This is a genomic window from Flavobacterium antarcticum DSM 19726 (assembly GCF_000419685.1).
GTDB classification, from domain to species: Bacteria; Bacteroidota; Bacteroidia; order Flavobacteriales; family Flavobacteriaceae; genus Flavobacterium; species Flavobacterium antarcticum.
The window spans coordinates 125,177-148,970 of the sequence record NZ_ATTM01000003.1 but is presented as its reverse complement, the minus strand read 5'-3'; the positions used below and the strand labels follow the sequence as shown (position 1 = coordinate 148,970).

Below are 23,794 nucleotides of genomic sequence, written 5' to 3'. Positions count from 1 at the left end.
TAACAGAAGTTGGACATTCAATCAATATTATGGATAGGTTTTCATTTTTAAATGCAGCTCATACAGAGTTTTTCGGAGAATTATACGACCAATATTTAGAAAATCCTGACAGCGTAGAGCCAAGCTGGAGAAGTTTCTTTCAAGGATTTGATTTTGGTACTACAACTTATAACGATCAAAGTCCTGGAGTGCAAATCGCGGCTGTTGCCGCTCAACCACAGGATTGTTCGTTAGTTTCAGATAACCTTCAAAAAGAATTTAATGTTTTAAATTTAATTGATGGTTATAGAAATCGCGGTCACTTGTTTACAAAAACAAACCCAGTTCGCGACAGAAGAACCTATTCTCCTACATTAGAATTAGCAAATTTTGGTCTTTCAGACAAAGATTTAGATACTGTTTTCGATGCTGCAAAAGCAATCCGAATCCAGCCTTGTTCACTAAGACAAATTTTAGTGCACTTGAACAACATTTACTGTCAACATATTGGTGTTGAATATATGTATGTTCGAAACCCGGAAATTATTCAATGGATTCAAGCAAAAATTGGATACAATGACAATCTTCCAAAATTCAACAACGAAGAAAAGAAAAGCATTTTAGGAAAACTAAACGAAGCAGTTTCTTTTGAAAACTTTTTGCATACAAAATATGTAGGTCAAAAACGTTTTTCTTTAGAAGGTGGTGAATCTTTAATCCCTGGATTAGATGCTTTGATTGAAGCTGCGGCTGAAAAAGGGGTAGAGCAATTTGTAATGGGAATGCCACACCGTGGTCGTTTGAGTGTTTTAGCAAACATTTTCGGGAAAAACACGCAAGATATATTCTCTGAATTTGACGGAAAAGATTATGATGATCACGCATTGTTTGACGGTGACGTAAAATACCACTTGGGAATTACTGCTGATCGTAAGACAAAAACTGGAAAAAGCATCAACATCAACTTGGCGCCAAATCCATCTCACTTAGAGACTGTTGGAGCAGTAATCGAAGGAATTACGCGTGCGAAACAAGACCGTTATTATCCAGAAGACAATTCTAAAGTTTTACCAATTGCACTTCACGGAGATGCAGCCGTTGCTGGACAAGGAATTGTATATGAGATCATACAAATGGCTCAATTAGACGGTTACAAAACGGGTGGAACGATTCATATTGTGGTAAATAACCAAGTTGGATTTACAACGAATTATTTAGACGCACGTTCTTCTACGTATTGTACTGATATTGCAAAAGTGACGATGTCGCCAGTATTGCATGTAAATGCAGATGACGCTGAGGCAGTTGTTCACGCAATGTTGTTTGCGTTAGACTTCCGCATGGAATTTGGACGTGATGTATTTATTGACTTGTTAGGATATAGAAAATATGGTCACAACGAAGGTGATGAGCCTCGTTTTACACAGCCAAAATTATATAAAATAATTGCAAAACATCAAAATGCGAGAGACATTTATGCAGCACAATTGCTAGCGGAAGGTGTGATTCAAGCAGATTATGTAAAAGGAATTGAAGAGGCTTACAAAGCAAATTTAGAAGAAAATCTGGAAGCTTCTCGTAAAAAAGAGTTGACGATTATTACTCCATTTATGCAAAATGAGTGGCAAGGTTATGCAATTGCAGATGTAGCGAAAATGAAAGAGAAAGTTGATACTACTTTTTCGAAAGAAACGCTTACTGACATTGCAAACGTAATAACAAAATTACCAGAAGATAAAAAGTTCATCAGCAAAATCCAGAAATTAATCAACGACCGTAAAGAGATGTTTTTCGGTTCTGATAAATTGGATTGGGCTATGGCTGAATTATTAGCATACGGAAGTTTACTGACAGAAGGATACGACGTTCGTATTTCAGGTCAAGACGTGGAAAGAGGAACATTCTCGCACCGTCATGCCGTTATTAAAGCGGAAGAATCTGAAGAAAAAGTAATTTTATTACAGCAGTTAAATGCGACTGCCGATAACGAAATGGGTAAATTCCATATCTACAATTCGCTACTTTCTGAATATGGTGTTGTAGGTTTTGATTACGGTTATGCTTTGGCAAGTCCAAAAACATTAACAATCTGGGAAGCACAATTTGGAGATTTCAGTAATGGAGCTCAAATTATGATTGACCAATATATTTCTGCAGCAGAAGACAAATGGAACAATCAAAACGGTTTGGTAATGTTATTGCCACACGGTTATGAAGGGCAAGGATCGGAACACTCTTCAGGAAGAATGGAGCGTTATTTACAAATGTGTGCGACTGAAAACATGTTTGTTGCAGATTGTACCACTCCAGCAAACTACTTTCACTTGTTGAGAAGACAAATGAAAACTACGTTTAGAAAACCTTTAATTGTATTTACTCCTAAGAGTTTATTGCGTCATCCATCTGTAGTTTCTACGGTTGATGAATTTGCAAACGGAACGTTCCAAGAAGTGTTAGACGATCCATCAGTTACAGACAAAAAAGCGATTAAATCGTTGGTTTTATGTACAGGTAAATTCTACTACGATTTAGTAGCAGAAAGAGAAGCAAACGGAAGAACAGATGTTGCATTTGTTCGTCTAGAGCAATTATTTCCATTGCCAGTAGAACAATTAAAAGAAGTGATTGCAAGTTATCCAAATGTTGACGATTACGTTTGGGCACAAGAAGAACCAAAAAACATGGGAGCTTATAGCTTTATGTTGATGAATTTTGACTTGGTTAAATTGCGTTTGGCTTCATTGAAAGCGTATAGTGCACCAGCTGCAGGAAGTTATGCACGTTCTAAAAAACGTCATGCAGAAGCCATTGCAATGGTTTTTGACAAGAACTTATACAAATAAAAATTAGTTTCAGGTTTAAAGTTTAAAGTTCTAATTAGTAACTTTAAACTTTAAACTTTTTAAACCTTAAACAAGATATAAAATGATTTTAGAAATGAAAGTCCCTTCACCAGGGGAATCAATCACAGAAGTTGAAATTGCAACTTGGTTAGTAAAAGATGGCGATTATGTAGAAAAAGACCAAGCAATTGCTGAAGTTGATTCTGATAAAGCAACTTTAGAGTTACCAGCTGAAGCAAGCGGAATTATTACGCTTAAAGCAGAAGAAGGTGATGCAGTAGCAGTTGGCGCTGTCGTTTGTTTGATTGATACTTCAGCAGCTAAACCAGGTGCTTCTGCACCAGCTCCAGCAGCGGAAGTTAAAAAAGAAGAGCCTAAAGTTGAAGCTCCAAAAGCAGAAGTTAAGAAAGAAGAGCCAAAAGCGGCTGCTCCAACTTACGCTGCAGGAACGCCTTCTCCAGCAGCTCGTAAAATTTTAGACGAAAAAAATATTGCAGCTTCTGCAGTTCAAGGAACAGGAAAAGCAGGAAGAATTACTAAAGATGACGCTGTGAATGCATCAGTGCCATCAATGGGAACTCCAACGGGCGGAAGCCGTGGTTCAGAGCGTTCTAAACTTTCTATGTTGCGTCGTAAAGTAGCAGAACGTTTAGTAGCGGCTAAAAATGAAACAGCAATGTTGACTACATTTAATGAAGTGAACATGACGCCTATCAACAAAATCCGTAACGAATACAAAGACGCTTTTAAAGCGAAACATGGTGGCGTAGGATTAGGATTTATGTCTTTCTTTACAAAAGCAGTGATAAGAGCATTGCAAATGTATCCAGACGTAAACTCAATGATGGACGGCGATTATAAAGTTGCTTATGATTTCTGCGATATTTCAATTGCAGTTTCAGGACCTAAAGGTTTGATGGTTCCTGTAGTGCGTAATGCTGAAAACTTGACGTTCCGTGGTGTTGAAGCGGAAATCAAAAGATTAGCAATCAGAGCGCGTGACGGACAAATTACAGTTGACGATATGACTGGTGGAACATTTACTATTACAAATGGTGGTGTTTTTGGAAGTATGTTGTCTACGCCAATTATCAATCCTCCTCAATCAGGAATTTTAGGAATGCACAACATTATTGAGCGTCCAATTGCCGTTGACGGTAGAGTGGAAATTCACCCAATGATGTATGTGGCACTTTCTTATGACCACAGAATTATCGACGGTCGTGAGTCAGTTGGTTTCCTAGTTGCTATTAAAGAAGCGTTAGAAAATCCATTAGAGTTATTGATGAATGGAGATGCTAAAAAAGCATTGGAGTTATAAAATTCTAAACCCCAATATTGTCAATCTGAATTCATCTCAGATTCCAAATACAAATCCCGTTTCATTCGAAGCGGGATTTTTTGTTCAAAGTTAATCCTACGTTAATATCTGTTTTACGTTAAAATCAAAGCTCAAAATTCGTAATTTCGGAAATCTAAATTTAATTTATGCGAATATTTTCTGTTGTTTTTCTATTGATGAGTTCTATTTGTTTTGGGCAACCGTTGACTTTGAAAATTGAATCGATTACTTCGAAAGACTCTTTGCCAAATGAAAGAGAATTTAAGTTAAAATACTACGTCATAAATAACACAAAGGATACATTGCATTTTTTTCTAGATACAAAATCGATAAGTCCGAGTACAGGAGGCTCAATGTCGCAATGTCCATATTATAAGATTTATGAGAACGATACTTTTATCGAAGTGGGACAAATTTTTAGCGCCAAAGGAACGATAATTAGTCAATTTAAAATTACCGACGCTGATTCTATTATGACACAAGAAGATTATGATAGAAAAGAAATTGGGTATTTAAGTGAACTTTATAAAACACCAAATGACTCACTGGAATTGCTTTACAGCCAAAAAGGGATGGATGCGATACATGAATTTGTATTTAAAAAATATTACCAACTTGAAAAAGAACGAAAATCAATTCCTCAAGTATTAGCACCAAATGAACAACTCGAATGTACATCAACTTTTTATTGGGATAAAAACAGGTATTTTTACAAAGAGCCTATTGAATATTATCTAGATGAAAATGCCAAACATTTTTTTGAAATTACATTAGTTTGTCTTAAAGAAGAATTTGAGAGTCATATAAAACCAGAAGTTTACGAGAAAATAATGAAATTACCCAACTTCATAAAAGGCGTATTTGTTTCAAATAAAGTTGAAATTAATTTAAAAAATTAAACTTTCTCATTCCATTCTGAAAAAGGATTTTTACTTAAATAGGCATTGTAATATCGTTCATCATTTGTAACTTCTATTCCAAGCCAATCCGGTTTTTCAAAAGCTTCATTTTCATCAGAAAGTTCAATTTCAGCTACAATTAAACCTTCATTTTCGCCATAAAATTCATCGACTTCGAAGAGATGTTTGCCATCAGGAATTTCAAAACGGGTTTTTTCAATAACACCTTTTTCACACAAAAGTAAAAGTGCTTTTCCCTCTTCTAGTGGAATTTCCTTTTCCCACTCAAAACGCGTCATGCCACTTTCGTTTCCTTTTCCTTTGATGGTTAAAAATGCTTTTTCATTCGAAATTCGAACACGAACTGTTCGTTCAGGATTGGTATTTAAGTAACCTTGTGCAATTTCTTTTTTGGCTGTAGCCAAAGTTTTAAAGCGATCATTTTTGACTAAAAATTTACGTTCAATTTCCTGCATTTTCTAACAAAATTATTTTTCAGCAAGTTACTTATTTAATCAATTGTCTTTGTACATTTATTCCCAAATTAGTAAAGGTAAAACATGGGGATTCGGTTGTTTTTTAAATCTAAAAAATCTAAAGTTAAACGGAGTTTAGCCACCTTTATGTCGCAACATTTTAACGACAAAGAAGGTTGGATGTTTAACGACGACGATTTAGAATTACTAATTGATTTAGTACAATTTTTTCGTCCGGAACATCCCAAAAGGGTTGATAAGATTGACTTAACGGAATTTCTAACATTTCTAGACCACAATCCAAATTTTCGCAAAGAATTAGCGGTTTACTTGAAGCAAATTCTACATCAAAAAAAGTTTACCTTGACGATTACCGATGCGGGAATTTTGCAAGATGTCGATTTTTTATTTGAAGTGCGTCGTCGCTTGTTCGCGAAAGTATTACCAAATCAGCCGCAAAAAGACACACTGGAATTTGTAATGAACCAAGTGTTTTATCTTGCCAGCGATATTCAATGGGTCAGCAAAATCCCTTTTGAACAGTTGGAAACTTTGCACGAGATGTTAGAATTTGGATCGATTTACGAAACGGTTGAACCCTTTACTGCATTGTCAGAATTGATGAATGCCATGACTTTGATCACGCAAAGAGTGGGTGGTCGCGCGATGGAAACGGACGTTTTAAAAATGGTTCCAGAGTACGAAGGTGTTGAAAGTCCATTCACTGCTTTCGAGAAAGAATTATTGATGTTAGAGGAACGGATAACGACAGAAACGCCTCACTATTTAACATCCGAAGACTTGTCTTACAAACAGCTATTGATATTTCACAAACAATGTGAAGAGTATGTGGACAAAGCCTTTAAAAATAGTTCAAAGTATGGAATTTCACTTCGCGTAAATCAAAATTTACTTCGAATTCGGCAACAACTCGTTAGGCTTAAAGTATTGTTTCCCTTGATGATTGTTGATTCTGAAAAAGACATAGACGACAATGCAGTAAAAATGAGTATTCAACTTATTGATTACAATTGTTATAAAAATAATGTGCGGCAGTTTTTCGCAGAAAGTACCCAGTTGCTTTCCTACGAAATTACACAACACACGGCAAAAACAGGTGGGCATTACATTACTGAAAATCACCGAGAATATTTCAGAATGTTGCGAAATTCACTTGGAGGTGGTTTGATTGTAGGAATTTTATGTATCGTAAAATTATTGCTTTCCAAAGTGGATACAAGTTATTTTGGACAAGCATTTTTGTACAGTATGAACTATTCCATTGGTTTCATTACGATTTTTCTTCTTGGATTTGCTTTGGCAACAAAACAGCCGGCCTTAACTGCAGCTGCATTAGCTCGAGCCTTGGAAGAAGGACACAATAAGGAAGGAAATAGTAGTCAGAAATACGGCGCTTTTGCTATTTTATTCGCCCGTGTTTTCCGTTCACAATTTATTGCTTTTGTAGGAAACGTGGCAATGGCATTTCCCATTTCACTGTTTTTAATGTGGTCCATTGATCAAATATTTGGCTACAATATTGCTACAGCAAAATGGGAACATATCTTAACAGATATCAGTCCCGTTCACTCACTGGCAATGTTTCATGCGGCAATTGCAGGATTGTTTTTATTTTTAAGCGGGATTATTAATGGTGTCGTTTCTAACCGAGACAAACACAATCAGGTTTATTATCGAATTCAAGAACATCCTTTGTTGAAAAAAACATTTGGCAAAAGACGCACAAAACGCTTTGCCGATTGGTATGAAAAACGCTGGGCTGGATTTATTTCTAATTTTTGGTTTGGTGTTTTTATGGGAAGTACGGCTTCAGTGGGTCTCTTTTTAGGACTTAATTTGGACATTCGGCACATCTCGTTTGCAAGTGGAAATTTAGCTTTAGCAATTTACGGCTCTGAATTTCATGTAAATAATCTGATGCTTTTTTGGGGAATTTTTGGAATTGGAGTGATTGGATTTATCAACTTTTCAGTTAGTTTTGGACTTTCACTTGGACTAGCATTTCGTTCACGTGCCATTTCTATTTTTGAACTAAGATTTGTGTCCGCTGCAATTTGGAGCCATTTCAAGCATAAACCCATGAGTTTTTTCTTTCCAACCGAACGAAAATTAAAAACGGAAGTAGAAGAAAAATACCTAAAACCCGACGAAAAACAAGATTGACAGAAATAATTTCAATAGTACCAAACCGCAAAATTATTCATGTAGACATGGATGCATTTTATGCGTCAGTGGAACAAATGGACAATCCGGAACTCAAGGGAAAGCCTTTGGCGGTGGGTGGAAGTGAAGTGCGAGGCGTTGTTGCCGCAGCAAGTTACGAAGCACGGAAGTTTGGTGTCAGAAGTGCATTAAGTGGTGCTTTAGCAAAAAAATATTGTCCTGAACTTTTATTTGTTCGTCCGCGTTTTGACCGTTACAAGGAGATTTCACGAAAAGTGCAAGCCATTTTTTACGATTACACCGATTTAGTTGAACCTTTGTCGCTTGACGAAGCTTATCTGGATGTCACCCAAAATAAAAAAGGAAATCCAAGTGCGAGTTTGATTGCAAAGGAAATTCGCGAACGCATTTTTAACGAAGTGGGTTTAACGGCTTCTGCGGGAATTTCAATAAACAAATTTGTAGCTAAAATTGCTTCTGATGTGAATAAACCCAACGGACAGAAGACGGTAAATCCAGATGAAGTGATTGCTTTTTTAGAAGAATTGCCTATCCGTAAATTTTATGGCGTTGGGAAAGTTACGACAGAAAAAATGTATCAATTGGGTATTTTTACAGGATTAGATTTGCGAAATAAAGAACTTGATTTTTTAGAAAAGCACTTCGGAAAATCAGGTAGTTTTTATTACAATGTTGTTCGAGGCATTCACAACAGTGAAGTGAAGTCAGAACGCATTGCAAAATCCGTAGCTGCAGAACATACTTTTGACGAAAACTTATCTTCTGAAATTTTCATGGAAGAGAAATTAAAAGCAATTGCCGAACAGCTTGAAAAGAGGTTGTTGCGAAATAATCTCGCAGGAAAAACCGTCACTCTAAAAATAAAATACAGTGATTTTACGCAGCAAACGAGAAGTAAAACATTACCGTATTTCATTGCAAGTAAGGCGTTACTTTTTGAAACGGTTAAGGAATTGTTGTACCAAGAACGAATGAGAGAATCAGTTCGTTTGTTAGGGATTTCTGTAACGAGTTTGAATACAGAAGTTAAGAAATCAGTTGTCGTGCAGCTGAAATTCGACTTTTAAGAAACACTGTCAGTTGTCTTCAACAGTAGTTAAACTTGCCTCATTTTCATTTTTACCCGAAAAATAAATTTATTTTTGTTAAAAATTTCAGGTTATGATTGATCTAAACATTTATGATAAAAGCGTTGCAATTGCGACTGCAAATGATAAAGGCATAAAAATGCCATTGTTGTCGTGGGACTTGTATAGTGTTTTCTTTCGCAATTTGATGGGAGCCCAACACGATTTGTCTTTGTTGAATCAACTTTCAAAATTGTACAAATGGAATTTAAATCTTGATTTGGCAGATGAATTGCAAACCAATGACGCGATAATCGTAACCAATGCCAATCTTCAAATTGTTTTTGCTTCAAAGGGAATCGCCGAAATGAGTGGATATCAACCTGCGGAAGTTGTTGGAAATTCGCCAAAAATGTTTCAAGGTAAAGAAACTTCTGTGGAGAAACGTGCTTCAATTAGAGAAGCGGTATTGAATCTTCAGCCCTTTGATACTGTTGTGGTCAACTATAAGAAGAATGGCGAATTGTACGATTGCCACATCCGTAGTTTTCCTATTTTCAATAAAAAAGGCGAATTAACCCATTTTATAGCTTTAGAAAAAGCAGCTTAAGCGTTATATTTGCTGTTCTCCGAAACAAACACAATGAACTACACATTTTTACCGAATACCGAAACCCAAGTGAGTGAAATCGCTTTGGGCACCATGACTTTTGGACAACAAAATACAGAAGCAGAAGGTCATTCTCAAATTGACTTTGCTTTAGATTCGGGAATTAATTTTATCGATACCGCTGAAATGTATTCCGTTCCTGCACAAAAAGATACTTCTGGAAGCACCGAAAAAATTATTGGCACTTGGTTGAAAAAATCGGGTAGAAGAGGCGAAATAGTTTTGGCGACAAAAATCGCTGGACCCAATCGCGGACTCGAATTTATCAGAGACGACTTAAGTTTTAACGCGGAAACGATTCGAATTTCTGTTGAAAAAAGTTTACAACGACTTCAAACGGACTACATTGATTTGTACCAGTTGCATTGGCCTGAACGAAAAACGAACTACTTTGGGCAACGAAGTTTTTCATTAGAAGAAGACGATTGGAACGATAATGTTCACCTCGTTTTACAAACGTTACAGCAACTAATTAGTGAAGGTAAAATTAAACACATTGGAGTTTCAAACGAAACGCCGTGGGGTGTGATGCGTTTTTTGGAAGAAAGTAAAAAGCACAATTTACCACGAATTTCGACGATTCAAAATCCATATTCTTTGTTGAATCGTTCTTTTGAACAAAGTTTGGCTGAAATTTCGCATTATGAAAATGTCGGACTTTTAGCGTATTCACCTTTAGCATTTGGTGTTTTGTCGGGGAAATTTCTGACTGGAGAGGCATTTCCGAATGCTCGAATCAATTTGTTTCCGAGGTTCTCACGGTACAATTCTGATAATGCCAAGAAAGCGACGGTTTTGTACAATCAAATTGCAAAAGACAATGGATTGACGTTGACGCAAATGTCGTTAGCTTTTGTAAGAGAACAATTTTTTACAACGAGTAGCATTATTGGTGCAACGGATTTGAATCAACTTCAGGAAAATATTCAAACACATCAAATTAAATTGACGCAAAACGTTATTGACGCTATAAATCAAGTCCAGGAATTGTATCCAAATCCTTCCCCGTAAATTATATTTAAGTATAATTTGAAAAAAATAGTTTATTTAAACGCTCGATTTTGTCATTCTGAATTCAGTTCAGAATCTATATTCAGTTATTATGTAAAGAAAAACCTCATCGGTTAGGATGAGGTTTACTTTGTTTTATAAATTATCTATGATTTTATCTTTTGGATATTTCACTTTATAACTGATTCTGATTTTTTTGGTTTCATTTGGTTTCAAATTTAAATCCCAAGTTAAAATTCCCGTTTCAGAATTGATTTTTGCACCGTCACTTTCTTTCAATTCAATTTCAACTTCCTTGTCCGTACTCAGCGGATATTGGTCTTTCAACATCAAAGCAACCGCTTCTTTTTTATTATTTCGAATCGTAATATCATACGTAAACGTTTGCTCTTTTTTAGAGGATAAAAATTTTGTTCCTGATTTATCAACCACTTTTTCGCGCTTAATGGATATTTTTTTATCTCTTCCCATGCTTAAATTCAAGGTATCAGAAGTTTGATTTGGATTGATATAGGTTTTGCCAACATACAATCCTTCAAAAATAATATTGGCTTCTCCAGGTAATAAATTATATTTCGAATAGTCGCTGATTTCCGCAAGCAAGAACGCTTCTTTTTCCACTCTAGGAGCTGCATAATATTTGTAAGTTGCCGGAAGATTGATTTCTTTTAAAGCGACACTATGGGCTTTTCCATTTGATAAAATGTCGTAAGGAATGTCGATGTCAAATGAAATATTAAGTTGGTTTTCTTGAATTGTGGTATAGCGTGATATTGATTTATCTTTCATCACCATTTCAGCTTGTTCCACTTGAATTCCTGCAGCTAGACCTTGTAGTGAATTACTTTTTGCGTCATTTTGTAAATATCCGTAATTATTTTGATTTCCATATCTCAAAAACCAAGCATTTAAAATTGGCGCCTGATTATTCTGATTTGGGTTTCCACTGGATAAAGTAAGTTTAACCTGTTTCCAATCAATCCCTGTGTTTTGAGCTACTTGTGCTTTGTACATCATTTCAATAGGATCTGAAACGGTGTTCGCTCGCAAATCGTAGAATGGTTGCCAACTGGCGTTGTTTGTCAAATAATTAATGCTGAAATCTACATTTCCTGCCGTTTCATTCATGATTTGAAGTACTAGTTTTCCTTTTGAAGTCTTCTCCTCTTTTTGGGTATTGATTTCCAATTTGTTTTTCAAACGGGTCAACGTTTCATTCAATTTTTTTGATTTTTCCTCTAAAACATCGATGGTGTTGCTGATTTCAGTTCGCTTCGATTTATAATAATCAACCATCTTCGTCAATTCTACCACACTTAAACCAGAATTAACACCATAAACCTGTTGGTTTTTGTCCAGTAATTCTATGGTTTTTACTTCTGCAATTTTTGAATTGTTATTCTTTTTGATTTCTTTTTCTACCAAAGTAATGCTGTCGCGTACTTTTTTTATTGCTGGAGAATTCTCGTCAATTTCATATTCTGAAATATAATTATTGGTGAATTGCACGGACAAAACGGTAATATTTGAAGGCGCTCCAATTTGTATTGTATTTTCATTTAAATAATCAGCGACATTTTTAACCACGATTTCACTTGTTCCTTTAGGCAAAGTTGCAGAAGTAGTTTGCGAAATTTCAGCAGAATTAAAATAGACGGTAGCACTTTTTACTTTTGCGGTAGTGAAAACGGGCTTTTGAGCGTAAATAACAATTGGAAACAATAAAAGAATGAGCAGCTTTTTCATAGGAATTATTTTATTTCAATTTGGCCTTTAAAATATAGAGTGCTAAAAGTCGGTTTGGTTGCGGATTAAAGAATATGTAATGCGTTCTCATTTTGACATTGGGTAAAATAAAACGAAGTCTTCCGAGTATATCTTTAAATTTTTATCCACCAAAATCAAATTCATCGAGATCTAATGTATCCACGACCGTTGTGTCCTTCTCAGTAATCCGTAAATACGAACGTGCTCTTCCTGTTACTTGAACTGGAAATGCTTTAAAAACTGTATCTGCAGAGCTTAAAACACCACGTCGTAACATTAAGTTGGTTAAATATTTCTGCTGCACTACGCCTTGATTTCTCAAATTTCCGGTATTGTCAAATTTCCACATAAATCCTTTAGGACGCGGAACAATACTTGCTAAAAACAGACATTCGTTCAAGCTCAATTGAAAAGGATGCTTTTGGAAATAAAATTGCGATGCTTCGCCAATTCCGTAAATATTTGGTCCCCATTCAATGACATTGAAATAGACTTCAAGCATTCGTTCTTTACTTACAATTCGGTTGTTTTCTAAAATATAAACGAGTAAGATTTCCTCTAGTTTTCGGGAAAGTGTTTTTTCTCGAGTCAAAAACACGTTTTTTACCAGTTGCATACTGATCGTACTTCCGCCACGACTGAATTTCTTAGTTTTAATGTTTTTGATGATGGACTGCTTGAAAGCTTCATTGATAAATCCGTGGTGCGAAAAGAAAGAGGGATCTTCTGTTGTTAAAACACTTTTCTTCAAATACGGAGATATTTCGCTCATTGGTGTATAATTTGGATTACTTTCACCGACGAAAATAGGTCTTTGTAATTTGTCGTTCTCGATGGCTCGATACGTAAAAGGAGCATTTATTTTACTCAAATTTGCTTCGCCATATTTAATGATTTTAAAATCTTTCTTGTGGATTTTACTGTCGAAAACGAGTGCGTCCGGATTGTTTTTATTGAATTGAAAGTCCAATCGGTAGTCGAAAATACCTTCCGCTTCCATACCTTCAAAATTTGAAAAAAGTCCCGCTGGCAAGGATTCAATAAAATCTTGTGCTTTCATTTTTGGAATGGAAACATTCATCGAATAAATGGTATCCTTCTCGGTGTTCAAATTGAGGTACGGATGGAACTTTATCTTATTTAAAACTGCTGTTGAACTGCTGTCGATTCCAATATTATTTTCGTCCAAAACAAAATGAAAATCAAAGCCTGCCTTTTTGAAAAGTACATCTTTTGTAGCGATTTTAGGATGGTTGACAATTAAATTCGCAATCGAAGAAGTGCCGTCTATTTTTAAAGTGCCACCACTTTTTGAGATATTGTCCACTTTAATTCGGATGGAATCGAAGCTTGATTTTAAATTGAACCGTTCGTCAAAATAAGGAACTTTGATCGCTCCCGTATCGCGATTTGTGAAAGCGATGTCTGCCTTTTGATTTCTTGGATCGGCAAAACCGCTGATTTTCCAATTTTGTTCAAAGGTATTTGTTTGTACATTGATCAGCGTCTCTAACTGCTTGTCAGCCAACCGAAGATCTTGTAGTTTTATTTTTGCTTTCTTTCCGTTGTCGTCTAAGTTGAAAGTCAGATTTTTGATTTCCATATCGGTAGGAACCAAATTCAGTCCTTGCGAAATAATCTTGTACGCTAAATCTGCATAATTTCTCTTGTTATTTCCACTGGATTGATTTGAAGCCGTTTTTTCTTTTTTCAAAAAAGCATTAAAGTTTTTTCGGTTGCCTTTTTTTGTAAGTTGCACGAAGCCGTTTTCAACAAATAAAGTACCCAGTTGCATATCGCCAGTAAATAAAGGAAGGAATCGGACAGATGTACTTAACTTTTTAATTGAAAAAAGCGTATCAGCGTTTTTTGGAACTAATGTAATGTCAGTAAGTTTTACTGCTGTAAATCCATCAAATTCAGCTGTTTTAATAGATAGCTTTGCATCATAATCGCGTTCCATTTTGTTTGTTATTTTAGCAATCGCTTCTTTTAAAAGTGACTCTCTAAAACTAAAAAACAAGACAATTCCTACAACGATAACAACAAGAATTCCGACAAGGATGCGAATGGTAATTTTTTTGCGTTTGTTCATATTGGGTTGGTGTTAACCAAAAAGCTCTTCAACTACATCTTCGATTTTTGAAACTAAACGAACTTTAATCACTGTTTTTTTTAGTGAAATTTTATTGTATTTTGAAACAAAAATAGCTGAAAAACCTAATTTTTCGGCTTCTTGAATACGTTGATCTACACGGTTTACAGGACGAATTTCTCCTGAAAGTCCAACCTCTCCTGCAAAACAAAAATCTTTATCCACAGGAATGTCTTCGTTTGAAGACAAAATTGCAGCCACAACAGCTAAATCAATGGCCGGATCATCCACTGATATTCCACCTGTTATGTTTAAGAAAACATCTTTGGCTCCAAGCCTGAAACCGGCTCTTTTTTCTAAAACGGCAAGAATCATGTTGAGTCTTTTCGCATTATAACCGGTTGTACTTCGTTGTGGCGTTCCATAAACTGCAGTACTTACTAATGCTTGAATTTCAATCATCAAAGGCCGCATTCCTTCTAAAGTAGAAGCAATTGCAGTTCCTGAGAGTTGTTCTTCTTTGTGTGAAATTAATATTTCAGAAGGATTTGAAACTTCGCGTAATCCTGTTCCTAACATTTCGTAAATGCCTAATTCGGCGGTTGAACCAAAACGATTTTTTAAGGAACGTAAAATGCGGTAAATGTGATTTCGATCGCCTTCAAATTGAAGAACGGTGTCAACCATGTGTTCCAAAATTTTCGGTCCAGCAATGGTTCCATCTTTTGTAATGTGACCAATTAAAATCACAGGAATGTTTGTTTCTTTTGCAAATTTAATCAGTTCAGCCGTTGTTTCTCTAATTTGAGAAATGCTTCCAGGTGAAGATTCAATGTAATCGGTATGCAACGTTTGAATGGAATCAATGATGACAATTTCTGGTTGAATAGCCTCAATTTGCTTGAAGATATTTTGCGTCTTCGTTTCCGTCAAAATATAGCAATTGTCACTCAGCGGATTGATGCGTTCGGCTCTCATTTTTATTTGTTTCTGACTTTCTTCGCCGGAAACATATAAGGTTTTGTAAGGAAGTTTTAAAGAAATCTGCAGTAACAATGTGCTTTTTCCAATACCAGGCTCACCACCTAACAGAATTAAAGAACCGGGAACAATTCCACCACCTAACACGCGGTTCAATTCACTGTCTCGTGTGTCCATGCGGATTTCTTCCGTACTGTCAATTTCGTGAATTTTGAGCGGTTTTACCGTTCTTTTTGACTCTGTTTGTGTTGGGTTCCAACTTTTTTTCTCTTCTTTCTGAATCACTTCTTCTGCAATGGTATTCCATTCTTTACAAGCGTTGCATTGTCCTTGCCATTTGGCGTAAGAAGTGCCGCAATTTTGGCAGAAAAAAGCAGTTTTTATTTTTGACATAAGTGTAATACTACTTCATTTGATCTGCTTTTTCAAGCATAAAATCCTTTGTTAAATTCCCAATTTCATCCATATTATAGGCATTCATGTATGCCTTGGCTGCTTTTTTTGTGTCTCCGGTTTTTTCGTAAAACATTCCCATGTGGTATTGACTTAACATGGCGCGAGGGTAACTTTTTTTGGCCAAAGTCGCTAATTGTTCAAATTCTGCAAATGCATTATTCTTTAAAATGGCCGCTTCAATCGCTTTAAAATCATTGATGCGAATTGGCATTTTGATCCCGTACGATTTTTCGATGATGTCGTACTTTTTAGTCAAGTATCCAACGTAGTCATTTGGCAACGTAACAATTTTTGTTTGGAATTCAGTACTTGAAATGGGTTGATAGGCTCCAAAAATATGGTACAACGCATTTGGTATTGAAAATAAAACGAGTGAATAATGAGAGGCATTTTTAAAATCGTCAAATTGGTAATATAAATTAGAATTTTTAACCGACTTGATATTTGTGTCTAACGTTTTAATCAAATCTTGCATCTTTTTCAAATCACCATCTGCAGTGGATTGATAATAAAAGAGCGGTTTTTTGATCAGACTTAACCGACTTGGAAGTCTTGTTTCCATTTCTGTTCCAAGTTCAGGACTCATCGAAATATAAGCATCAAAAGGACTGTTGTCCTTGTATAAAAACAGATTCATAAAACCGGCCGTTACATCATGACCTGCAATGATTTTAAAAGCAGCGATGTCGTATTTTTTTTCTAAAGTGGGAAGTAGTTCCATCGAAATGAAATCAAAAAACTGAGCCCCTTTTTCAATTGGCAAACCATTTTGATCTACATCGCTTTCAGAATCGCGACTGTAGGGCCTACTTTGATCAATTCCTACGACAATTACTTCGGGCAAATCATCCCAATAATTCCCGAATTTTAATGCGCCATTGAACGGTTCAAACAAGTAGTCACCGTCTAGTAAAAGCAGTAAAGGATATTTTTTGTTTTTTTCTTTTCCGTAAGAAGCTGGAAGGGAAATGGAAATAATACGGTCTTCTTTTAGTTTTTGAGAATGGATGGTATCTGTCGTTTTTTGTGCAAAAACGGGACATACGAACAGGCTCAAAACAAATAATAGTACTTGTTTTTTCATGTAATAGGTTGGTTTGGTTGGACGTTTTGCCGAAGCAAATAGGAAAGCAAGATACTAAATTATTTGTTTTTATTTAAAATTGGCAACAGGAATAAAGATAATCCGCCTAAAACAATCATTAAAGCGGTTTGAGAAATCCATACAAGCCAACCAAATGCAGTACCTACCGTTTCAGGAATGCTGTAAAGTAGAAATATTTGTGCAATTAAAAGTGGAAACGCACCAAAGCCACTATTTGTAAATCCGATGGCAAAACTACCAATCACAAAGGCGGTAATTATAGCACCTAAACCAATCGTACTTGTTTCGTCAAGTGCAAAAATAGCAACATAAAACATTAAGATGTATGTGAACCAAATGAATAAAGAATGAAACAAAAACGGCCATTTTTTCTTCATTTTAACGATACTCAACATGCCTTCCATCAAACCGGCTAATTTTTCTTTCATGAAAATGATAAAACGCCATTTTGAATACAGCCATAACAGTACAAAAATGATGAATCCAACAAATCCAATAAAGGCTAATAGAATTAGCTTTTCAACCGGTATGTTGTCAAAAATAAAGTCTTTCAATACCTTAAATTGAACAATAAACGCGGTCAAAACAAAGAGAAAAAACAAAATTAGATCAACAATTCGTTCGGCAACAATAGTTCCAAAAGCTTTGTCAAAAGGGATGTCTTCGTACTTTTTAACCACTACAGCTCGTGAAATTTCACCTGATCTCGGAATCGTTAAATTAAGGAAATAGCCAATACAGACCGCCATGAAATTATTGCGAAACTTTGACGTATAACCCATGTGTTCAATAGAGAATTTCCATCGATACGCTCTTGATGCAAACCCGAAAACGGCAATAAGTAAGGATAAATAAATATAGAAATAATTGGCGTTTTTAAAATAGCCTTTCATTTCGGTCAATTGGTCAGCAGTAAACTGATTGTATTGATAAACAATCAAAAACACGCCTAATAAAAGCGGTAAGAGAATAGAAAGCCATTTGCTGATTTTCTTTTTCACTAAATTAAGTCAACGAATTGTCTTTTTCGTTAGGGAAGACTAAGCTGGGCTTGAATGTTTTTGCTTCTTCAAAATCTAAGATCCCGTAAGCGATGATGATCACGATATCGCCTTTCTGCACTTTTCGAGCAGCGGGGCCGTTAAGTGTAATTTCGCCACTGTTTCGGTTTCCTTTAATCGCATACGTTTCTAAACGTTCACCATTATTAATATTGACAATCGCTACTTTTTCGCCCTCAAGAATATTGGAAGCTTCCATTAAAGCCTCGTCAATAGTGATGCTTCCGATATAATTTAAATCTGCTCCAGTAACCGTAACGCGGTGAATCTTGGATTTTACTACTTCAATTTGCATGCGGCAAAGATAATTAATTTAATGAAATGGTGTCAATCAATCGAACATCGTTCATAAAAACGGCGATAAAAGCACGGTATTTTTTGTTCGGTTCTTTTGATTGAATCGATTTTAGTGTGGATTCGTCTGCGATTTCAAAATATTCTAACTTGAAATTAGGTTTGTTTTTAAATTCATCTTCGATCCAAATTGTCAATTCGGTAGCATTTTTTATGCCAAACTGATTTTTAACTTCTTGCAAGGTTTTGTAGATAAAAGAAGCTTCTTCTCTCTCTATTTTTGACAAACGTTCATTTCGTGAACTCATGGCTAAACCGTTTTCTTCTCTGAAAATAGGCTGGCCGATTACTTCTACAGGAAGATGATTTTTAGCAACCATTTTCTTTACAATTTGAAGTTGCTGAAAGTCTTTTTCGCCAAAATAAGCCTTGTCGGGTTGTACAATTTCAAAAAGTCTTTTGACAATTGTTCCCACGCCGTCAAAATGTCCCGGACGGTGTTTTCCTTCCATTTCATGTTCCAATCCGTCGAAATCGAAATTTTGAGATTGCGTATTTCCTTGGTAGATTTCTTCAACCGAAGGAGCAAATACAATAATTTTGTCGCTGACTTGCTTTAGTTTTTCCACATCAGCCTCTAAGGTTCTAGGGTAATTTTCTAAATCTGCTTGGTTATTAAATTGAGTAGGGTTGACAAAAATGCTCATTACGGTAAGATCGTTTTCCGAAATGGACTTTTCAATTAATGATAAATGTCCGCGATGTAAAGCTCCCATTGTAGGAACAAAACCAACTGATTTCGGACTATTGAAGTCGCTTTGTAAATGTGTTTTTAAGTCCTCTTGTGTTTTGAAAATGAGCATGTCTATTTTGTTTGAAAGGTGCAAAATTAATATAATAGTTAATAACTCCGTAATTTTTCGTAATTTTGCGTGTTATTTATTGCCAATAAAAAAAGTAAAAATCAATATGGAGGATAAGAGGATCTTATATGTGTCATCTGAAGTGGTGCCTTATTTAGCAGAAAACGAAGTTTCGTCAATGTCGTATGAAGTGCCAAAGATGATTAATGATCAGGGAGGACAAATTAGAATTTTTATGCCACGCTATGGGAATATAAACGAAAGAAGACATCAACTTCATGAGGTAATTCGACTTTCAGGAATGAATTTAGTAGTAAATGATTTAGACATGCCTTTGATTATAAAGGTAGCTTCGATCCCAAAGGAACGCATTCAAGTTTATTTCATTGACAATGATGAATATTTTAAACGCAAAGCTACATTCACGGATGAAGAAGGCGTTATGTTTGCTGACAATGACGAAAGAGCTATATTTTTTGCGAAAGGCGTTGTAGAAACGGTAAAGAAATTAAATTGGGTTCCAGATATTATTCATGTTCACGGTTGGATGGCAGGATTGTTACCTGTTTACATGAAGCATTACTATAAAGATGAAGCTTTATTTGAAAACACGAAAATTGTAACGTCCGTTTATGGTCATTCATTTGAGGGTAATTTAAACCCTGAAATGATCAATAAAGTAAAGTTTGACGGAATTCCACACGAAGCCATTTCGGACTTGGAACTTCCAAATTATGAGAACCTTTTGAAAACTACGATTTCGCATTCAGACGCTATAATCATTGGTTCAGAAAGTATTTCTCCAAGTTTAACAAAATATATAGAATCGGCAGGTAAACCTTTTTTACCTTTCGCCCCAAAAGACAAGTTTGCAGAGGTTTATACGGATTTCTACAAGACAAAAGTACTTTAGTTAATATTTAAATTTTTTTATGAATAAAATATCGTTTTACGGGATTGCGGCAGCATTGATTTTGTCCGCATCATTAGTTTCATCCTGTGATCAAGACTTTAATGAGATGGGTTCTGGAATCGTTGACGACGATCATTTCGCATTTAAACCAGATACAACAAGCACAGTTCGTGCTTTTACACAAGGATTTGGGGCAGTACAATCTAATAACTTGCCGATCAATTCATTGGGGCTTTACAGCAATTCTGTTTTCGGAAAAGTGAAAGCTAATTTTGCAACTCAATTGGAATTGGGTAATTTGAATCCTGTTTTTGATACAGAAAAGATGCAAGTTTTAGACAGTGTTGTATTGACCATTCCTTATTTCAGCACGAAAAAATTTGAAATAGATAATAAAGTAACGTATACATTGGATTCCATCCAAGGATCAGGTCCAATTAATTTAAAAGTTTTCGAATCTGGATATGTATTGAATGATTTGAATCCGACTGATAATTTTCAAACACAGCAAAGATACTATTCGGATCAAGATTCGGATTTTAATGAAAATAAAAAAGGTACTTCATTAAATAACGATTCTGATACAAAACAGAATTCGGCATTTGAAACAAGTAAGAAAGAGTATGTGAAATTCAAGTTGGATCGTGGATTGAAGCCAATAGTTCCAGCAGAAGTTGAAGCAAGACTTGCTCCAAGAATTCGTTTAAAATTAGATAAGGCGTTTTTTGAACAGAAAATATTGAATGCTCCAGCTGGAAAACTGATTAACAATAGCATTTTTAAAGAATACTTCAGAGGCATCTATTTCCAAGTGGAAGACGCTGGAACAGGTACTTTGATGCAACTGGATTTCAGTAAAGGAGATATAACGCTTCATTACCATGAATTTGCTTCGGTTGTAAATGGTGTTCCAATAAAATATGAGGACGTTGAAGGTGATAGCTATGGCGGAACTCCTAAATTAGTAGCAAAGACTTTCGTTTTAAATATGAAAGGAAATTCGGTTAATTTAATAGAAACTGACAATTCAACTGCTTACGCTTCTGCTCTGTCAACGCCAAATTCTACAATCGGTGATTCAAAACTATTCTTGAAAGGTGGAGAAGGTTCTTTTGCTGTTATTGATTTATTTGGGGCTGATAATTTTGGAGCAGATGGATTGACCGGCAGTCCTGATGGAGTTGCTGATGAATTAAATATCATACGAAATAAAGGGTGGTTGATTAATGAAGCGAATCTGACGTTTTACATTGATAGAACCCAAATGGCATCAACAGCTGAGCCACAAAGAATCTATTTATTTGACTTGACGAACAAAAAACCTTTAGTAGATTGGAGTTCAGATTTTACTGGAACAGCTACAAAACCAAAATTAGCTAAATCTGTTCACGACGGAATCATTCAAAAGGAAGATGGCCGAGGCGTGAAATATCGTATTAGAATCACGAATCACATTCGAAATTTAATTCGCAAAGATTCTACAAATATTCGTTTGGGACTTAGTATTACCGAGTCAATTGGAATTACAAGTAATTTAAAATTGAAAACAGATGAGACTGTTCCTGGTGTATTTCCCCAATCGGGTGCATTTACATTAGATCGAATTCCTTCGGCGTCGTTATTAAGTCCGTTAGGAACTGTTTTATACGGAAATAATATTGCGCCAGAGAGTGCTGATTATAGAAAAAGAGTGAAGTTAGAAATTTATTATACCAAACCAAATTAAGTAAAACTATGTGTGGAATTGTTGGGTACATTGGTTATAGAGAAGCCTTTCCTATTGTGATCAAAGGTTTAAAAAGATTAGAATATCGTGGTTACGATAGTGCAGGAGTAATGCTGTACGATGGTAAAGATTTGTTGGTTTGTAAAACAAAAGGGAAAGTTGCAGATTTAGAAGAACGCTGTGGCGACATTAGCGATTCTGGAGCTACAATTGGTATGGGTCACACAAGATGGGCGACACACGGCGTTCCCAATGATGTGAATTCACACCCGCATTTATCAAACTCAGGAGAGTTGGCTTTGATTCATAATGGTATTATTGAAAATTATGAGCCGTTGAAGAAAGAGTTGATCAATAGAGGATATACTTTTAAATCAGATACCGATACAGAAGTATTGATTAATTTAATTGAAGATGTTCAGAAAAAACAAAATTTAAAGCTTGGAAAAGCAGTTCAAGTAGCATTAAATCAAGTAATTGGTGCGTATGCAATCTGTGTTTTTGATGTTAAAAAACCAAATGAGATCATTGTAGCTCGTTTAGGAAGTCCACTAGCAATTGGTGTGGGTGAAAACGAATACTTTATTGCTTCCGATGCCTCACCGTTTCTTGAATATACGTCTAATGCTATTTATTTAGAAGACGAAGAAATAGCAGTTATTCGTTTGAATAAAAAATTAAAAGTGCGTAAAATTAAAGATGACTCTTTAGTTGATCCTTATGTCCAAAAACTTCAAATGAATTTGGAGCAAATTGAAAAAGGCGGTTACGAGCATTTTATGTTGAAAGAAATCTACGAACAACCAAGTGTTATTAAAGACACCTACAGAGGTCGTTTATTAGCAGATCAAGGAATCGTTAGAATGGCTGGAATTGAGGATAATTTAGAGCGTTTTTTAAATGCAGAACGAATCCTTATCGTGGCTTGTGGTACTTCTTGGCATGCAGGATTAGTAGCAGAATATGTTATTGAAGAATTTACACGAATTCCAGTAGAAGTTGAATATGCTTCGGAATTCCGATACAGAAATCCAATTATAAATAAAGGCGATGTTGTTATTGCGATTTCTCAATCAGGAGAAACAGCAGATACGTTAGCCGCTATTAAATTAGCAAAAGAAAACGGTGCATTTGTATTTGGTGTTTGTAACGTGGTTGGTTCGTCTATTTCGCGCGAAACACATGCAGGTGCTTACACTCATGCGGGACCAGAAATTGGAGTTGCTTCTACAAAAGCATTTACAACACAAATTACCGTATTGACGATGATTGCGTTGCGAATTGCACAGGCAAAAGGAACATTAAACAATACAGATTACAGAAGATATTTGCTCGAGTTAGAAATGATTCCAGAACAAGTTCAGGAGGCATTACTGACAAATGATGTCGCAAAAGAAATTGCCGCTGTATTTAAAGATTCGCCAAACTGTCTTTATTTAGGTAGAGGATATAATTTCCCGGTAGCGTTAGAAGGTGCTTTGAAATTAAAAGAAATTTCATATATCCACGCGGAAGGTTATCCTGCAGCGGAAATGAAACACGGTCCGATTGCCTTAATTGATGAATCAATGCCAGTAATTGTGATCGCTCCTAAACAAGGACATTACGACAAAGTGGTTAGTAATATTCAAGAGATTAAATCTAGAAGTGGAAGAATCATTGCTATTGTAACAAAAGGAGATACACAAGTTCGTGATTTAGCGGATTATGTAATTGAGATTCCTGAAACTACAGACGCTTTATCGCCGTTAATTACTACAATTCCTTTGCAATTGCTTTCATACCACATTGCTGTAATGAGAGGTTGTAACGTAGATCAACCTCGAAACTTAGCAAAGTCAGTTACTGTAGAGTAATTCATTAAATTAGAACAGAATATCAAAAGCGGAATTTATTTCCGCTTTTTTTATGGGCCAAACTTGAAAGTTTTATTTTTATATAATCTGTAAAGAAATGGATATATTGTATGTATGCATAATACTATTTTCACGGATTAAGCAACAATGTTAACAAAATCACAATAAAATTTGCTAATTATAAT

18 protein-coding genes are annotated in these 23,794 nt (G+C 35.5%); 10 read left to right on the top strand and 8 right to left on the bottom strand.

Translation table 11 applies throughout. The features are described 5' to 3' along the window. Nucleotides 1–29: 29 nt before the first annotated feature. From YWA_RS0105965 to YWA_RS0105955, 3 genes are all read left to right on the top strand, one after another. The gene (locus tag YWA_RS0105965; protein ID WP_022827587.1) at nucleotides 30–2,822 is read left to right on the top strand and encodes a 2-oxoglutarate dehydrogenase E1 component; all 2,793 of its coding nucleotides are present in this window, start codon (nucleotides 30–32) and stop codon (nucleotides 2,820–2,822) included. 82 nt (nucleotides 2,823–2,904) lie between these two features. Then, a complete protein-coding gene (odhB, locus tag YWA_RS0105960; protein ID WP_022827586.1) occupies nucleotides 2,905–4,143 on the top strand; it encodes a 2-oxoglutarate dehydrogenase complex dihydrolipoyllysine-residue succinyltransferase in 1,239 nt (412 codons plus the stop codon). Between the two features lie 167 nt (nucleotides 4,144–4,310). Then, nucleotides 4,311–5,063, top strand: coding sequence for a hypothetical protein (locus tag YWA_RS0105955; RefSeq protein ID WP_157505308.1), 753 nt, complete (start codon nucleotides 4,311–4,313; stop codon nucleotides 5,061–5,063). Here the strand turns inward: YWA_RS0105955 and YWA_RS0105950 are convergent. Next, nucleotides 5,060–5,539 carry a CYTH domain-containing protein gene (locus YWA_RS0105950; RefSeq protein ID WP_022827584.1) on the bottom strand — a complete coding sequence of 160 codons (480 nt, stop codon included), beginning with the start codon at nucleotides 5,537–5,539 and terminating at the stop codon, nucleotides 5,060–5,062. The two genes, YWA_RS0105955 and YWA_RS0105950, sit on opposite strands and share 4 nt — an antisense overlap. Before the next feature lie 147 nt (nucleotides 5,540–5,686). On the opposite strand from YWA_RS0105950, the gene YWA_RS0105945 reads away from it, so the two are divergent. From YWA_RS0105945 to YWA_RS0105930, 4 genes are all read left to right on the top strand, one after another. Beyond that, nucleotides 5,687–7,723, top strand: coding sequence for a recombinase (locus YWA_RS0105945; protein ID WP_026718620.1), 2,037 nt, complete (start codon nucleotides 5,687–5,689; stop codon nucleotides 7,721–7,723). 8 nt (nucleotides 7,724–7,731) lie between these two features. Next, nucleotides 7,732–8,811 carry a DNA polymerase IV gene (dinB, locus tag YWA_RS0105940; protein WP_026718619.1) on the top strand — a complete coding sequence of 360 codons (1,080 nt, stop codon included), beginning with the start codon at nucleotides 7,732–7,734 and terminating at the stop codon, nucleotides 8,809–8,811. A 94-nt stretch (nucleotides 8,812–8,905) separates the two neighbouring features. Continuing rightward, entirely contained in the window at nucleotides 8,906–9,421 is a 516-nt protein-coding gene (locus YWA_RS0105935) for a PAS domain-containing protein (RefSeq protein WP_022827581.1), read from the top strand. Nucleotides 9,422–9,454: 33 nt separating this feature from the next. Next, nucleotides 9,455–10,492, top strand: a complete 1,038-nt coding sequence (locus YWA_RS0105930) for an NADP(H)-dependent aldo-keto reductase (protein WP_022827580.1) — start codon at nucleotides 9,455–9,457, stop codon at nucleotides 10,490–10,492. Between the two features lie 135 nt (nucleotides 10,493–10,627). Here YWA_RS0105930 and YWA_RS0105925 read toward each other — a convergent pair whose 3' ends face one another. The 7 genes from YWA_RS0105925 to panC form a co-directional block, all read right to left on the bottom strand. Next, the gene (locus tag YWA_RS0105925; RefSeq protein WP_022827579.1) at nucleotides 10,628–12,238 is read right to left on the bottom strand and encodes a DUF4139 domain-containing protein; all 1,611 of its coding nucleotides are present in this window, start codon (nucleotides 12,236–12,238) and stop codon (nucleotides 10,628–10,630) included. Nucleotides 12,239–12,380: 142 nt separating this feature from the next. Then, on the bottom strand, nucleotides 12,381–14,354 hold the full coding sequence (locus YWA_RS0105920; RefSeq protein ID WP_022827578.1) for a transglycosylase domain-containing protein: 1,974 nt from the start codon (nucleotides 14,352–14,354) through the stop codon (nucleotides 12,381–12,383). 12 nt (nucleotides 14,355–14,366) lie between these two features. Next, nucleotides 14,367–15,728, bottom strand: a complete 1,362-nt coding sequence (gene radA, locus YWA_RS0105915) for a DNA repair protein RadA (RefSeq protein ID WP_022827577.1) — start codon at nucleotides 15,726–15,728, stop codon at nucleotides 14,367–14,369. A gap of 10 nt (nucleotides 15,729–15,738) precedes the next feature. After that, the gene (locus YWA_RS0105910) at nucleotides 15,739–16,875 is read right to left on the bottom strand and encodes an alpha/beta hydrolase (RefSeq protein ID WP_022827576.1); all 1,137 of its coding nucleotides are present in this window, start codon (nucleotides 16,873–16,875) and stop codon (nucleotides 15,739–15,741) included. A gap of 59 nt (nucleotides 16,876–16,934) precedes the next feature. Then, on the bottom strand, nucleotides 16,935–17,897 hold the full coding sequence (locus YWA_RS0105905; protein ID WP_022827575.1) for a lysylphosphatidylglycerol synthase transmembrane domain-containing protein: 963 nt from the start codon (nucleotides 17,895–17,897) through the stop codon (nucleotides 16,935–16,937). A 4-nt stretch (nucleotides 17,898–17,901) separates the two neighbouring features. Then, entirely contained in the window at nucleotides 17,902–18,252 is a 351-nt protein-coding gene (gene panD / locus YWA_RS0105900; protein ID WP_022827574.1) for an aspartate 1-decarboxylase, read from the bottom strand. Nucleotides 18,253–18,265: 13 nt separating this feature from the next. After that, nucleotides 18,266–19,114 carry a pantoate--beta-alanine ligase gene (gene panC, locus YWA_RS0105895; protein ID WP_022827573.1) on the bottom strand — a complete coding sequence of 283 codons (849 nt, stop codon included), beginning with the start codon at nucleotides 19,112–19,114 and terminating at the stop codon, nucleotides 18,266–18,268. A 106-nt stretch (nucleotides 19,115–19,220) separates the two neighbouring features. Between panC and YWA_RS0105890 the strand changes: the two genes are divergently transcribed. The 3 genes from YWA_RS0105890 to glmS are packed head-to-tail and all read left to right on the top strand — an operon-like array spanning nucleotide 19,221 to nucleotide 23,609. After that, nucleotides 19,221–20,027: a glycogen/starch synthase gene (locus YWA_RS0105890; RefSeq protein WP_026718618.1), complete on the top strand. Its 807-nt coding sequence runs from the start codon at nucleotides 19,221–19,223 to the stop codon at nucleotides 20,025–20,027. Nucleotides 20,028–20,046: 19 nt separating this feature from the next. Continuing rightward, a complete protein-coding gene (locus tag YWA_RS0105885; protein ID WP_022827571.1) occupies nucleotides 20,047–21,753 on the top strand; it encodes a DUF4270 domain-containing protein in 1,707 nt (568 codons plus the stop codon). Nucleotides 21,754–21,761: 8 nt separating this feature from the next. Next, entirely contained in the window at nucleotides 21,762–23,609 is a 1,848-nt protein-coding gene (gene glmS, locus YWA_RS0105880) for a glutamine--fructose-6-phosphate transaminase (isomerizing) (RefSeq protein ID WP_022827570.1), read from the top strand. The last annotated feature ends 185 nt before the right edge of the window (nucleotides 23,610–23,794 follow it).

Coding starts and splice junctions, on each gene's coding strand:
- YWA_RS0105965 (WP_022827587.1), top strand. CDS start 30: ATGGATAGGTTTTCATTTTTAAATGCAGCTCATACAGAGTTTTTCGGA.
- odhB (WP_022827586.1), top strand. CDS start 2,905: ATGATTTTAGAAATGAAAGTCCCTTCACCAGGGGAATCAATCACAGAA.
- YWA_RS0105955 (WP_157505308.1), top strand. CDS start 4,311: ATGCGAATATTTTCTGTTGTTTTTCTATTGATGAGTTCTATTTGTTTT.
- YWA_RS0105950 (WP_022827584.1), bottom strand. CDS start 5,539: ATGCAGGAAATTGAACGTAAATTTTTAGTCAAAAATGATCGCTTTAAA.
- YWA_RS0105945 (WP_026718620.1), top strand. CDS start 5,687: ATGTCGCAACATTTTAACGACAAAGAAGGTTGGATGTTTAACGACGAC.
- YWA_RS0105935 (WP_022827581.1), top strand. CDS start 8,906: ATGATTGATCTAAACATTTATGATAAAAGCGTTGCAATTGCGACTGCA.
- YWA_RS0105930 (WP_022827580.1), top strand. CDS start 9,455: ATGAACTACACATTTTTACCGAATACCGAAACCCAAGTGAGTGAAATC.
- YWA_RS0105925 (WP_022827579.1), bottom strand. CDS start 12,238: ATGAAAAAGCTGCTCATTCTTTTATTGTTTCCAATTGTTATTTACGCT.
- YWA_RS0105920 (WP_022827578.1), bottom strand. CDS start 14,354: ATGAACAAACGCAAAAAAATTACCATTCGCATCCTTGTCGGAATTCTT.
- radA (WP_022827577.1), bottom strand. CDS start 15,728: ATGTCAAAAATAAAAACTGCTTTTTTCTGCCAAAATTGCGGCACTTCT.
- YWA_RS0105910 (WP_022827576.1), bottom strand. CDS start 16,875: ATGAAAAAACAAGTACTATTATTTGTTTTGAGCCTGTTCGTATGTCCC.
- panD (WP_022827574.1), bottom strand. CDS start 18,252: ATGCAAATTGAAGTAGTAAAATCCAAGATTCACCGCGTTACGGTTACT.
- panC (WP_022827573.1), bottom strand. CDS start 19,114: ATGCTCATTTTCAAAACACAAGAGGACTTAAAAACACATTTACAAAGC.
- YWA_RS0105890 (WP_026718618.1), top strand. CDS start 19,221: ATGGAGGATAAGAGGATCTTATATGTGTCATCTGAAGTGGTGCCTTAT.
- YWA_RS0105885 (WP_022827571.1), top strand. CDS start 20,047: ATGAATAAAATATCGTTTTACGGGATTGCGGCAGCATTGATTTTGTCC.
- glmS (WP_022827570.1), top strand. CDS start 21,762: ATGTGTGGAATTGTTGGGTACATTGGTTATAGAGAAGCCTTTCCTATT.